This window comes from Symbiobacterium terraclitae (assembly GCF_017874315.1).
Lineage (GTDB): Bacteria > Bacillota > Sulfobacillia > Symbiobacteriales > Symbiobacteriaceae > Symbiobacterium > Symbiobacterium terraclitae.
Genome location: NZ_JAGGLG010000008.1, coordinates 16033 through 29224, shown reverse-complemented (window position 1 = coordinate 29224; position 13192 = coordinate 16033). Strand labels below are relative to the sequence as shown.

General features: G+C 68.4%; 9 protein-coding genes and 1 riboswitch. Of the genes, 2 read left to right on the top strand and 7 right to left on the bottom strand.

The features are described from left to right. Positions 1-215: 215 nt before the first annotated feature. Both J2Z79_RS06335 and J2Z79_RS06330 read right to left on the bottom strand, forming a co-directional pair. A complete protein-coding gene (locus J2Z79_RS06335) occupies positions 216-2012 on the bottom strand; it encodes an ABC transporter ATP-binding protein (RefSeq protein WP_245302357.1) in 1797 nt (598 codons plus the stop codon). A 6-nt stretch (positions 2013-2018) separates the two neighbouring features. Next, positions 2019-3761 (bottom strand): ABC transporter ATP-binding protein, encoded by a 1743-nt coding sequence (locus J2Z79_RS06330; protein ID WP_209466023.1) that lies wholly within the window; start codon positions 3759-3761, stop codon positions 2019-2021. A gap of 597 nt (positions 3762-4358) precedes the next feature. Then, positions 4359-4532, top strand: a riboswitch (FMN riboswitch). A gap of 138 nt (positions 4533-4670) precedes the next feature. On the opposite strand from J2Z79_RS06330, the gene J2Z79_RS06325 reads away from it, so the two are divergent. Further along, complete coding sequence (locus J2Z79_RS06325; protein WP_209466022.1) at positions 4671-5246, top strand: ECF transporter S component; 576 nt, start codon at positions 4671-4673, stop codon at positions 5244-5246. 1294 nt (positions 5247-6540) lie between these two features. Continuing rightward, the gene (locus J2Z79_RS06320) at positions 6541-7596 is read left to right on the top strand and encodes an ArsR family transcriptional regulator (protein WP_209466021.1); all 1056 of its coding nucleotides are present in this window, start codon (positions 6541-6543) and stop codon (positions 7594-7596) included. On the opposite strand, the gene J2Z79_RS06315 is transcribed toward J2Z79_RS06320, so the two are convergent. The 5 genes from J2Z79_RS06315 to J2Z79_RS06295 all read right to left on the bottom strand — a co-directional run bounded on the left by J2Z79_RS06315 (position 7588) and on the right by J2Z79_RS06295 (position 12774). Next, positions 7588-8220, bottom strand: a complete 633-nt coding sequence (locus J2Z79_RS06315) for a response regulator (protein WP_209466020.1) — start codon at positions 8218-8220, stop codon at positions 7588-7590. The two genes, J2Z79_RS06320 and J2Z79_RS06315, sit on opposite strands and share 9 nt — an antisense overlap. Continuing rightward, positions 8217-9863 (bottom strand): ATP-binding protein, encoded by a 1647-nt coding sequence (locus J2Z79_RS06310; RefSeq protein ID WP_209466019.1) that lies wholly within the window; start codon positions 9861-9863, stop codon positions 8217-8219. The genes J2Z79_RS06315 and J2Z79_RS06310 overlap by 4 nt, the downstream gene beginning before the upstream one ends. 1 nt (position 9864) lies before the next feature. Beyond that, a complete protein-coding gene (locus J2Z79_RS06305) occupies positions 9865-10614 on the bottom strand; it encodes a LiaF domain-containing protein (RefSeq protein WP_209466018.1) in 750 nt (249 codons plus the stop codon). Between the two features lie 230 nt (positions 10615-10844). Then, positions 10845-12350, bottom strand: coding sequence for a UDP-N-acetylmuramoyl-L-alanyl-D-glutamate--2,6-diaminopimelate ligase (locus J2Z79_RS06300; protein WP_209466017.1), 1506 nt, complete (start codon positions 12348-12350; stop codon positions 10845-10847). Between the two features lie 220 nt (positions 12351-12570). Beyond that, entirely contained in the window at positions 12571-12774 is a 204-nt protein-coding gene (locus J2Z79_RS06295) for a hypothetical protein (protein ID WP_209466016.1), read from the bottom strand. Between the last annotated feature and the right edge of the window lie 418 nt (positions 12775-13192).

Here is a 13192-nt window from a genome sequence, read left to right as displayed (position 1 = left end):
CTCGCCACGTGAACCACTCCCCGACGCCTCTCTTACGCGTGTGGGCATACCCGTCCACCACGGCAAAGAGCCCCGCCTGCGCGGCGGGGCTCCATGACACTGCCGAACCCTACGGCTCCCCCATCGCTTCCGAAGATCAGCTTCAAGGCCCTCCCCCGAACCCAGCCCCTGTCAAGCCGCACCGACCACACGACTCCGCGTGAGGTGCCCTACTCCTACTCCTCCCCCGCCCACTGCCCCCGGTAGAGCTGCGCATACCGGCCGCCCAGGGCCAGCAGCTCCTCGTGCCGGCCCTCCTCCACCACCTGGCCGTCTTCGATGTAATAGATCCGGTCCGCCTGCCGGATGGTGGAGAGCCGGTGGGCGATCACGAACGCCGTCCGCCCGTGCAGCAGCGTGCGCAGGGCCTCCTGGAGCACCGACTCGGTGTAGGTGTCGATGTTGGACGTGGCCTCGTCCAGGATCAGCACCGCCGGGTCGGCGCAGAGCGCCCGGGCGAAGGCGATCAGCTGCCGCTGGCCCACGGAGAGCTTGGCCCCCCGCTCCTGCACCTCCGTCTCGTACCCCTGCTCCAGCCGGACGATGAAGTCGTGCGCCCCCACCGCCCGGGCGGCGGCCTCCACCTCGGCGTCGGTGGCGTCCGGCCGGCCGTAGCGGATGTTCTCCCGGATCGTACCGGAGAAGAGGAAGGTGTCCTGCAGCACGATGCCCAGCTGCGACCGCCAGGACCGCTGCGTCACGGCGCTGAGGTCCACCCCGTCCACCAGCACCTGCCCCTCCCAGGGCTCATAGAAGCGGGCCAGCAGGTTGATGATCGACGACTTCCCCGCGCCGGTCGGCCCCACCAGGGCTACGGTCTCGCCTGGTTCCGCCCGCAGGTTGACGCCGTGCAGCACGGCCTGGCCCGGCTCGTAGCCGAAGACCACGTCCCGGAACTCCACGGCGCCCCTGACCCGCGGCAGCGGACGGGCGTCGGGCCGGTCCGCGATCTCCGGCTGCTGGTTCAGCAGCTCGGCCACCCGCTCCGCAGAGACGACCGCGGCCTGGAAGACGTTGAAGACCTGCGACAGGTCCCGGATGGGCATGAAGAAGCGGTTCAGGTAGAGGATGAAGGCGGCCACCTGGCCCACGGTGACGTCGGCCGTCCCGCCCCGCAGCAGCACGCCGCCGTACCAGAGCACCAGCGTCACGCCGAAGGCCGACACCACCTCGATGGCGGGCATCAGGGTCGCCCACACCTGCACGGCCCGCATGTTCGCCTGGCGGAACCGCTCGTTGATCCCGTCGAACTCCGCCTGGTTGCGGGCCTCCCGGCTGTAGGCCTGCGTGACCCGGATCCCGGCGATGGCCTCCGCCAGGTGGGCGTTCAGGTCGGCCGCACGGCGGCGCATGGTCATGAAGGCGTCGCGCATCCAGCCCCGGAAGCCGCGCAGCACCAGCAGCAGCGTCGGGATGGTGATGAAGGAGACCAGGGCCAGCCGCCAGTTCATCCAGAGCATCGTGCCCATGATGGTGATGAGGACCAGCGAGTCGGCAAAGAGCGTCACCAGGCCCGAGGAGACCAGCTGGTTGACGGCGTCCACGTCGGAGATCAGGCGGGACATGATGCGGCCGGTGGCCATGGAGTCGAAGAAGCGGAAGGAGAGCCGCTGCAGGTGGCGGAACATCCGGTCGCGCAGGTCGTAGATGATGGACTGGCCCACGAAGGAGACGATGTAGGTCTGCCCGTAGCTGGACCACCAGTTGAGCAGGGCGGTGGCCAGGAAGGCTAGGGCGACGAGGTCGAGCCCGGCGGGGTCGCCGCCGGCGATGAACCGGTCGATGGCCACCTGGGTGAGGTAGGGCCCCACCAGGCCGGTGACCGCGGTGACGACCATCATCGCCACGCCCAGGCCGAGCCGGCCCAGGTAGGGGCGGATGAGGTCGCGCAGGAGCCGGTAGACCCGGGGGTCCACCTCGCTCAGCTTCACGTTGTAGTCGTCCAGCCGGAAGGCGCCGGGACCGCCGCGCATCGCCACCTAGACCACCTCCTCGGCGGGCCTCAGCTGCAGGTCGTAGATGCGCCGGTAGAGCCCGTCCTGGCGGATGAGCTCGTCGTGGGTGCCCCGTGCGGCGATGCGGCCGTCCTGCAAGACCAGCACCAGGTCGGCCTTCATGACCGTGGAGAGGCGGGAGGCGATGATGAAGGTGGTCCGGCCGGTCATCAGCCGGTCCAGGGCCTGCTGGATCAGCCGCTCGGTGGCCACGTCCACCGCCGAGGTCGACTCGTCCAGGAGGAGGATGGGCGCGTCGGTCAGCAGCGCCCGGGCGATGGCGATGCGCTGCTTCTGGCCGCCGGAGAGCCCCACTCCCCGCTCGCCGACCACGGTCTCGTAGCCCTGGGGCAGGGACTGGATGAAGTCGTGGATCTGCGCCGCCCGGGCCGCCGCTTCGACTTCTTCGGGCGTGGCGTCGGGACGGCCGTAGGCGATGTTCTCCCGCAGCGTAGCGGAGAAGAGGAAGGTCTCCTGCGGCACGATGGCGATCTGCCGCCGCAGGGAGGCGAGGGTGACGTCCCGCACGTCCACGCCGTCGATGCAGACCCGCCCCGCCGTGGGCTCGTAAAACCGGGGGATCAGGTGGAGCAGCGTCGACTTGCCGGAGCCGGTGAGGCCCAGCACCGCCACCCGCGTGCCGGGGGCGACGTCGAGGTTGATGTCCTCGAGCACCGTCTCACCGCCGGGGTAGTGGAAGGATACACCCTCGAAGGTGACGCGGCCGGTGACTCGGGCAGGTCCCAGGTCCGCGGCGCCGGGGTGGTCGGCGATCTCCACCGGGGTGTCCAGCAGGGCGTAGATCCGCTTCAGCCCCGCCGCCGCCCGGGTGAAGTGGGAGATGGCCATGCCCAGCATGCGCACCGGGCCGGTCAGCTGCGCGACGTACGCGTTGAAGGCGACGAGCGTACCCATCGAGATCGCCCCGGTCATCGCCCGGCGGCCGCCGTACCAGAGCACGGCCACCGCTCCGACGGCGGTGAGGAAGTTCATGTAGTTGGTCCAGAAGGCGTTCAGCCGGATCGCCCGCAGGTTTGCCGCCTGGAATGCGCTGTTGGCCGCCTGGAACCGGGCGGCCTCGTCCTCCTCCCGGGCGAAGGCCTTCACCACCCGCACGCCGGCGATGTTCTCCTGGAGCGTGGCCGAGAGGTGGGCCAGGTCCGCCTGGACCTCGCCCCACGCCTCGCGGGAGCCCCGCTGAAACCGGGCGATGGCGTGGACCAGCAGGGGGAGAAACAGCAGCGAGACGACGGCCAGCCGCCAGTCCATGAGGAACATGGCAACCACGACGGAGAGGATGGTGCCGAGGTGGGTCAGCCCGTTGACCAGGGCCATGCCCGCCGCCATCCGCACGGCGTCGACGTCCGCGGTGACCCGGGACATGAGCTCACCGGTCTGGGCCCGGTCGTAGAAGGCGAAGGAGAGCCGCTGCAGATGGCTGTACAGCTGCGACCGCATCGTGGCCACGACGCGGGTGGAGACCGCCTCCATGGAGTAGCGCTGGCCGAACCGCATCGCGCCCTGCACCAGCGCCACGCCGATGACGGCGAGAGCTCCGGGCACCAGCCACTGCCACTGGCCGGCCTCGAGGACGCGGTCGGTGACGAACCGGATGATCTGCGGCTGGGCGGTGTTGAGCAGGGAGACCAGCCCGATCTGGACCAAGCTGAACAGGACCAGCGGCAGACCAGGGCGGTACAGGGGCCAGAGCCGCTTGATGATCTGCACGGCCCGCTCACCTCCGTGGCACCAGTATAGCCTGCCGGACGGATTGTGGGCAATATTAATAACTAGTATAGTTGACTGTTCTGCGGGTGAACGGCGTGGGGTGCGACACGCCGCAGCACAGGGGCATGAGGTCGGCCATCCGTGGCGACCCCTCAGATCCCCGGGGGATGCCGGCGGGCGGTCATCCAGCGGTCCCCACCGGCCGCCTCCGCCTGTCTAGTTGGGCATGCACGGCGGGAGTAGCGGTCAGCCCGCCTGCCGTGTTGTGCATCTCCCCCGGGCGCTGCGGGCAGCCTGCCTGCCGTGTTGTGCATCTCCCCCGGGCGCTGCGGGCAGCCTGCCTGTCGTGTTGTGCATCTCCCCTGGCGCTGAGGGCTGCCTGCCTGTCGTGTTGTCTATCCCCCCTGGGTGTTCGAGCAGCCTGCCTGTCGTGTTGTGTATCCGCCCGCGGTGCTTTGGGCGGCCCTCCTACTGAGCGCCGCCCGGCCAATCTTCCATGAGTCAAACGTACTTGAATTTCCGGTCCAACAGCAATGCATTCATGGTCCTCCCGCATATTGCATCGGGCTCGTTACCGTGGTATCATGGCAGGCAAAGAAGCGCCTTCAGGGCAGGGTGAGGCGGTGATGCCGCCAATTCCCGACCGGCGGTGATGCTCCCTGAGCGGGGAGACGAGCGCCGCGAGCGCGTCGCCACCACCTGGTGGCGTTCTGCGCAGACTCCGGTGAGAATCCGGGGCCGACGGTACAGTCCGGATGGGAGAAGGCGAGAGAGGCAGCCCTGCGCGCAGGGAGGCTCTTTCTTGCTGTGCCCGCAACCCGCACCCCGGAAGGCCCGGGGTGTTTGTCTTTTCCCGGACGGGACGGGTTGTGGCTCTCCAGGCGCAGATCAAGAAGGAGTGGGATTTCGATGCGGAACGAACGACTCCACCGTCTCGTCATGATTGCGATGCTGGGCGCCATGGCCTTCCTGCTGATGTTCTTCGGCGAGGTCTACATTCCCCCGTTTGCGGAGTTCCTCAAGTACGACCCCGGCGACGTGCCGGCGGTGGTGGCCACCTACACGCTGGGCCCGGGCGCGGGCGTGGCGATTCAGGGCATCAAGGCGGGGCTCTTCTTCCTCTCGGGCAAGGGTTCCTCGGGCTGGATCGGCGCCCTGGCCAACTTCGTGGCGGGTGCGGCGCTCGTGATCGGCGCCGGCGCCTCGCAGCAGATGTTCGAGCGGGCCGGACTGCGGCACTGGGGCTGGACCTTCCTCTCCGCCGCCATCGGCACGGTGATCATGACCGCCATCCTCATCCCGGCCAACGCCCTGTTCATCTACCCGCTGTGGGGGATGAAGGGCGCCGCTGCCTGGGCCGGAGCGCTCACGCTGTCAACGCCCTTCAACCTGTTCAAGGGGCTGCTCTCCACCAGCCTCAGCCTCGCCTTCTACCGCCGGCTCGAGCCGTTCCTCCTGGGCCGTGCGAGGGACCGGGTTGCGTAAACAGTGGAGTAAGCCCTGCGGCGTACGCCGCAGGGCTGTTGCTTGTCTGATTCGCTGACCGAGCACGCCTCGCGTGCGCCCGCATCTGCTCCACCGCGCCACGAGACGATATGCGAGCCGTCCTCCACTCTTTCGCAACTGAAACTCCATGCGGCATCCTCGCCAACGACGTGGCTCATGGAGTTTCACTTCACCGTTCAACGACCACCTCGTGCGGAGCACCCAACCCCGTCAGCGGGGGCCAAACTGTTCTCCCGCCCTTCCAACCGGCCCCAACACCTGCTCGTCGACACCGGCGCCGCTCTCCACCCTGCCGCAACTGTAACTCCATGAGCCACCCTCGCCTACGACGTGGCTCATGGAGTTTCACTTCACCGTTAGACGACCACATCGAGCGGAGCCCCTAACCCCGGCAGCGGGGACCAAACTGTTCAGCCGCCCTTCCAACCCGCCCTGCCACCAGCTCGTCGACACCGGCACCGCCCTCCTCCCTGCCGCAACTGGAACTCCATGCGCCACCCTCGCCAACGACGTGGCTCATGGAGTTTCACTTCACCGTTAAACGACCACATCGAGCGGAGCCCCTAACCCCGGTAGCGGGGACCAAACTGTTGTCTCGCCCTTCCAACCGGTCCCGACACCTGCTCGTCGACACCGACGCCGCCCTCCACCCTGCCGCAACTGTAACTCCATGAGCCACCCTCGCCCACGACGTGGCTCATGGAGTTTCACTTCACCGTTAAACTACCACATCGAGCGGAGCCCCTAACCCCGGCAGCGGGGACCAAACTGTTCAGCCGCCCTTCCAACCCGCCCTGCCACCAGCTCGTCGACACCGACGCCGCCCTCCACGCTGCCGCAACTGTAACTCCATGAGCCACCCTCGCCCACGACGTGGCTCATGGAGTTTCACTTCACCGTTAACTACCACATCGAGCGGAGCCCCCTAACCCCGGCAGCGGGGACCAAACTGTTCAGCCGCCCTTCCAACCCGCCCCGGCACCAGCTCGTCGACACCGGCGCCGCCCTCCACCCTGCCGCAACTGTAACTCCATGAGCCACCCTCGATCACGACATGGCTCATGGAGTTTCACTTCACCGTTCAACGACCACCTCGAGCGGAGCACCCAACCCCATCCGCACCCCGGCAGGGAGAGTCCAGACCGACTCCGTGGCTTGCGGTGTTGGCGGTCGGCCCTGCCAACCCCGCGACACGGCAGGATAGACACAATCGATTTCCGTGCATGGCAGGAATTACCTTCCGTGGAGCGAACAGGTATTCCGGTGATCTGACATGGAGATCCCTATCCGTCCAGGACAGGTTTATGTCCCCCGGTCGATCCTGCTCGACCCCCGCCTGACCGACCAAGCGAAGATCGCCTGGGCGGCCTATCAGCTGGGTCCTGCCAGCCAGCGACAGCTTGCAGAACTAGCCGGCCTCTGTCGACACAGTGCAGTTTACAGTCTTTCCTTGTTGAGGCAGTTTGGATTGCTGCGGAGCCTCCCCATTCCGAAGCGCCCCGGGCTGTTCGCCACAATTCCCGTAGACCTGCTGAGAAGCACCACCACCCTGGCATCACAGAAGGTGCTGTACGCCGTTCTCCAGGTGCTCCCGGGATACCAGTCCTCCGCGGTCATCACTGGGTACAGCCAGTTGCGCGAGGTCACCGGAAGGAGTCACCCGACCATCAGGAAGTCGCTTCAACACCTCCACGATTCTGGATGGATCATCATCGACCGCCCGGGTGCCCGGCGCGCTTTTTCGATCACGGTACGCAACCCCCACGTTGAGGCACAGCAGCAGCAGATCGCGGCCGTCGAGCACCGCCTGCGGAAGGCTCCTTACTTCGGCGAGGGCCTCATGCGAGAATGGCTCAACATTCTCGTCGACAGCACCGACTTCGAAGACAACGCCACACCCGGCTTTCTCATCAACCCGTATACATCCGAAGAGATGCAGATCGACCGCCTGTACTGGCAGTTTCTCGTGGGCTTCGAGTTCAACGGAGCGCAGCACTACGGCCCCACGCCGCTCTACCCGGACCCTGAGGCGGCGCGGCGCCAACAGGGACGCGACCTCATCAAGCAGGCGATCTGCAGGCAGCGCGGCATCCTGCTCATTCCCGTCCACAGCGACGACCTGTCACTGGCCGGCATGCTGCGCCTGATCCCGGATCGACTGCCGCTGCGCTGCCTCGAAGGCCAGGAGATACTCGTCGCCCACCTGGAAGCCCTCTCCGCCGCCTATCGCCAGCGTACCCCTCTTCCCCCGCCCACAAAAAAAGATCCCCCGGGGCTCAGCGCCCGGGGGGACCCGAACCTGCCGCAGCTACGACAGGGCCTATACTAACTTGTTCTGCAGCGCGTAGATGGCGAGCTGTGTCCGGTCCTGGAGCTGAAGCTTTTCCAGCAGGTGCGAGACATGGGTCTTCACCGTCCGCTCGCCGATGAACAGCCGGTCGCCGATCTCCTTGTTGGACAGCCCCTGGGCAATCAGCCGGAGGACCTCCATCTCCCGGGGGCTGATCTCGTCCACCCCCGGCCGCGGTTTCGGCGGTGCGGTGAGCTCCTGCATCATGCGCTGGGCGGCGACGGGATGGAGGGTCGGCTTGCCGGAGACCGCTTTCTTGATGGTCTCGGCCAGTTCGTCGGCCGAGATGTCCTTCAGGATGTACGACAGGGCGCCGGCCCGGATCGCGGGGACGACCAGCTCGTCGTCGGGCATGGAGGTCAGCACGATCACCCGGGTCTCGGGACAGGCCGCCAGGCAGCGCTTCGTCCCCTCGATGCCGTCCACCCCGGGCATGATCAGGTCCATCAGGATCACGTCGGGCCGCAGCTCAGCGGCCAGGCGCGCCGCCTCCTCGCCGTTCTCCGCCTCGCCCACCACATGGATCTCGGGTTCGGTGGAGAGGTAGATCTTCAGCCCCTCACGGACCATCTTGTGGTCGTCAACGATCAACAGGCGGATCATCCTGCGACACCTCCTGGATGCCCTGCTTCGTGCTCTGCGCGCTCCTCCGACCGTGCGCCCCCAACCGGCTCGCTGCGCTGCTCGGCGGGCTCGGCGCGCCGGCTCCCTGCCTCTCCCGGTTCTGCGGGATGGGGTGCCGGCAGGATGGCCGTGATCTCCGTCCCCTTGCCCGGTGCGGTGCGCACCTGGATGCGCCCGCCCAGCGCCGCCATCCGCTCCCGCATGCCCACGAGCCCCACGGCGGTGGGCCGGATGCCGCTGCTCCGGTCGAAGCCAACCCCGTCGTCGGCGACGCGCAGCCGGACCTCGCCGTCCACCCGCTGCAGTGCGACCCGGATGCGGCTCGCCCTGGCGTGCTTCGCGGCGTTGTTCAGCGCCTCCTGGGCCACGCGGAAGAGCGCCTCGCCCTCCGGGCCGCGCAGCCGCAGTGCGGGGTCGATCTCGGTCTCGACCTCCCACCCCTCACGGGTCGCCGCGGTCCGCACGTACTCGGCCAGCGCCGGTCCCAGCCCCTGCTGCTCCAGGGTGGTCGGCCGCAGCTGCAGGATCAGCTCCCGCGTCTGGCTGTGGGCCGCCCGCGCCAGCTCCTCCAGCGCGGCCAGTTCGTCGGGTAGCGACGCCAGCCACGACAGGAGGACGCCACCGGGAGTCGGTGCGGAACCGCCAGACCCGGCTGCAGTTGCGGCCCCGGACCCATCAGCCGGGGAGGCCCCGTCACCGGCCGCCGGCACGGTGCCGTCACCCGTCGGTCTGGGTCCGTCACCCGCCGTTGACACGGTGCCGTCGCTCGTCGGTCTGATCCCGTTACCCGTCGTCTGCCCGGCGCCACCGCCCGTTGGTCTGGGTCCGTCACCCGCCGTGGGCGCGACGCCACCGCCCGGCGAACTGGGCCCGTCACCTGCCGTGGGCACGACGCCATCACCCGGCGGTCTGGGCTCGTCACCCGCAGTTGGCACGCCGCCATCGCCCGGCGGTCTGGGCCCGTTACCCGCAGTTGGCACGACGCCATCGCCCGGCGGTCTGGGCCCGTCACCCGCCGTGGGCACGACGCCGTCGCCCGGCGGTCTGGGCCCGTCACCCACCGTCTGCCCGGCGCCATCGCGGGACAGCTCGCGACTCACCCGCTTGCGCACCGCCGCGGCGCGGAGCGAGAGGACGAAGAGCTGCTGGTTCACCGTGTCGTGCAGGTCCCGGGCCAGGCGTGCGCGCTCCTCCAGGGCGGCGCCCCGGCCGGCCTCCTCGGCCAGCAGCCGGTTCTGCTCCGCCATGCGGGAGAGGTCGCCCACCGCCTGCTCCAGGTAGGCGGCCATCTGGTTCAGCTGCCTCTCCAGCTCGCCGATCTCGTCGTCGTCGCCCACCGGCAGCCGTGCGGAAAGGTCCCCCCGCCGGATCCGCAGGGCCAGGTCGCCCGCCTTCCACAGACGGTACTTGATGCGGCGGGCGAGCCAGAAGCTCCAGACCGAGGCGACCAGCCCACCGGCGAGCCCTGCGATCGCACCGACCAGGAGGGCGTCTTCCCGCCCCAGTCCGTACTCGTCGGCCGCCCAGAAGCCGAAGACTGCCAGACCGCTGCTCAACACGCCGGCGGCCAGGGTGACCGCCACCAGCCGCCACTGCAGCCCGAGATTCCGCCGTTCCTCCATGTCAGAACACCCGGAAGTCAGAGATCGGCACCCGCTCGATCGTGACCTCTCCGAAGCGTACGCGGGCATCGATGATCAGTTCCGCATCCGCGCCTGGCACGATCTCCTCCCGCTCCAGGTAGACCATGCCGACGTCGGATCGCTCCACGCCGAAGATGGATACCTCCCCCGCAAAAGCCTCGGCCCTCGCCCGGACCGAAACCGTGTCGGGCACCCGTACCAGGGTGTCGCCCACGAACTGCGTCACCTCGATCCGGTGCACGCCGGGGGCGATGGTGGCGGTGGTCAGGTCGAGGCGCAGGTCGCCGGCGAAGGTCTGCACCTGCAGATCCTTGTCCAGGACCCAGGGTTCGGTGCCGAGATTCAGGTCGCCTACGAAGCTGGAGAACTGGGTGGACTTGCGCGGACGGATGGCAGTCACGTAGACCCGCATCCCCCGGCCGAGCAGCATGGACAGGCCGAGGAGGATCAGGAGCAGCGGCCAGCCCACGCGGAGGATGTCACCGCCAGTCGTGGTGGTGATCCCGGCGCGGGACAGCATGTTGAACAGTCCGATCGCCGCCAGCCAGAGCCCAAGGCCCGTGCTGAACAGGCTGAAACGTCGACGGCGGGGGCCATCGCCGGCGATGACGAGTCCCACGAAAACGAGCACCAGCGACCCGAACGAGATACCGCTGGCCAGGCCCAGCGTCTGCATCAGAAAGAGCCCGCCCATGATGATCAGCAGCAGGCCCACGGCGTAACGGCCCATGCAGAATCTCCTCCCTCCGGTGAGCCCGGTTCTATCCTACCGGAAAGGAGAGCAACTGAATAGGTACGAGGGTGTGAAAAGGGGCATCGTACCTGGGTACGATGCCCCTCTGCTGTACTTCCCGTCAGTGCGCTGCGGTTCACCCGCACCCGGCGCCGAGTCCGCATCCGGCGCCCGGCCAGCGCCAGGTCCGCAGCGCTGGGCCTGCATCCAGCACCAGTCTCAGCGCACTACGCCCGCACGCCCCGGGCTTCCTCCCGGGCCCGGCTCTGCAGGGCGGCCACCGCTGCAGGGACGTCGCCCCGCCAGGTGGTGGGGTGCTGCACCTCCAGGTCGGTCTCGTGCCCCTTGCCGGTGATCAGCACGATGTCGCCGGGCTGCGCCATGCGGATCGCATGCTCGATCGCCTCCACCCGGTCCTCGATCAGGTGGATCTCCACGTCGTCGCGGGTGACGCCCGCAGCGATCTCCCGGGCGATTTCCAGCGCGTCCTCCGTGCGGGGGTCCTCCTCGGTAAGTACCAGTACATCGCAGTAGTCGCCGGCGATCCGGCCCATGTCCGGCCGCTTGGACCGGTCCCGGTGGCCGGCCGAGCCGAAGACCATGATCACCCGCGTCCCCGGCTCCTTCAGCCGGGCCACGTCCGACAGCAGCTTCTCGAACCCGTCGGGGGTGTGGGCGTAGTCGACAACGACCGTGAAGTCCTGCCCCTCGTCGATGCGCTCGAACCGGCCGGGGGCGCCCTTGGCGGTGCGCAGCGCCCGGGCCGCCGTGTTGAGCCCGAAGCCCAGCGCCAGCCCTGCGCCGACGGCCGCCATCGCGTTGGAGACGTTGTAGGCGCCGAACAGGTAAGGCGCCTCGACGTCCACCGCCCCGACCGGCGTGACGAGGCGGTAGCGCGCCCCGCCGGCCGTCAGGTGGACCTCCTCCGCCCGGACCTCGGCGTCCGCGGCGAAGCCGTAGGTGTACAGCCGAACCCCGCGGGGCAGTTCACCGGCCAGGCGCCGCCCGTAGGGGTCGTCGATGTTGATCACCGCCGTGGCGCCGGGCCGGAGTTCGTGGAAGAGGCGCGCCTTGGCGGCGTAGTACGACTCCATGTCACCGTGGTAGTCGAGGTGCTCGTGGGTGAGGTTGGTAAAGACCGCGACGTCGAACCGGCAGTGGTCGGTCCGGTGCTGCTCCAGGGCGTGGCTGGAGACCTCCATCACCGCGCCCCAGGCGCCCCGCTCCAGCATGGTCGCCAGGAGCCGGTGGATGGTCTGCGGCTCGGGGGTGGTGTAGCCTGCCTTGCCCTCGAGGACCTCCCGGCCCAGCATCATCCCGGCGGTCCCGATGACCCCCATGGTCTTGCCGGCCTCCCGGGCGATCGCCTCCAGCAGGAAAGCCGTGGTGGTCTTGCCGTTGGTGCCGGTGACGCCCACCATCTTGAGCGTGCAGGAGGGGTAGCCGTAGAAGCGGTCCGCCAGTGCGCTCAGAGCCCGCCGGGCGTCAGGCACGACGGCCGCGCCGGTGCCCGCCGGCACCTCGAAGGGCCGCTGGCTCACGACGGCGACCGCCCCGCGCTCGATGGCATCGGGGATGAACCGGTGCGCGTCCACGCGGGCACCGGGAATCGAGACAAACAGGTCGCCGGGCGACACCTGGCGGGAGTCGGCGGTGATCCCGGTCACGGTCACGTCCGGGACGGCCAGCACCTGGGCGGAATCCAGGGCGAGCAGCAAATCGGCAAGCTTCAACGGTGGTCCCTCCTGGTAGTACAAGCCCTGACTGTCTAAGCCTCTTTCGACGCGTATGTCATCCATCCTGTCGACCGAGGCGGGCAATTCGGGGACACACCGAAATTGTATCCGCCGGCGACATAAGACATACCGCCCGCAGGTCGATTCTGGGCCGCGCCGGACGTTGACCCCCCACGTTTGCGCACCGTGCGCGCAGGGCGGCGCACCGAGGACCTGGCTACGCCTGCTTCAGCTGCTCCAGCGCCGCGCGGATCTCGTCGGCATCGAACCGGCGCTCGGCGTCGGGCCTGGGGTCCATCCGGTAGACCCGGAACCTGAGCCCGTAGATCTCCACGTAGTCCCGGTTCCGGGCGCGCCGGCGCAGCGTGTCGCCGTCCACGCCCAGCATTCTGGCCGCCTCGTTGAGCCTGATCAGACGCATCTGCTCACCAACCTCTCAGGACCTGTTCATCCCAATTCTAACCACTACGGCAGTATTCCATACCACCCCCGCACCTGCATGCTGTAATAGTCTTGGATCGACACATCCTTCTACGAACGTTTCTGCGCTGAAACGACGTGCCCGCCGGGGCCACCCGTTTCCCGCCGCGTAGTGTCTGTTCGCACTGCGTGTTGGTGGACCGCTGCCCGACGGACCGCCCCCTTCTGTGGCTGCTCCCCCCGCCCCCAGGTCAGTGGGGGATGGGCCAGCGGCCCGCCCTCGTCCACGAGCTCTCGGTGCGCGCACAGTCAGAACATAGGGCGTCCGGGGCTCCATCCGTCGCGCACCAACATCCAACGCGAACAGATCGTGCGGCGACAGGGTACCCTCCCCCGTCGTCGCCAACAGCCCCCACGAA

Coding starts and splice junctions, on each gene's coding strand:
- J2Z79_RS06335 (WP_245302357.1), bottom strand. CDS start 2,012: ATGCGCGGCGGTCCCGGCGCCTTCCGGCTGGACGACTACAACGTGAAG.
- J2Z79_RS06325 (WP_209466022.1), top strand. CDS start 4,671: ATGCGGAACGAACGACTCCACCGTCTCGTCATGATTGCGATGCTGGGC.
- J2Z79_RS06320 (WP_209466021.1), top strand. CDS start 6,541: ATGGAGATCCCTATCCGTCCAGGACAGGTTTATGTCCCCCGGTCGATC.
- J2Z79_RS06315 (WP_209466020.1), bottom strand. CDS start 8,220: ATGATCCGCCTGTTGATCGTTGACGACCACAAGATGGTCCGTGAGGGG.
- J2Z79_RS06310 (WP_209466019.1), bottom strand. CDS start 9,863: ATGGAGGAACGGCGGAATCTCGGGCTGCAGTGGCGGCTGGTGGCGGTC.
- J2Z79_RS06305 (WP_209466018.1), bottom strand. CDS start 10,614: ATGGGCCGTTACGCCGTGGGCCTGCTGCTGATCATCATGGGCGGGCTC.
- J2Z79_RS06295 (WP_209466016.1), bottom strand. CDS start 12,774: ATGCGTCTGATCAGGCTCAACGAGGCGGCCAGAATGCTGGGCGTGGAC.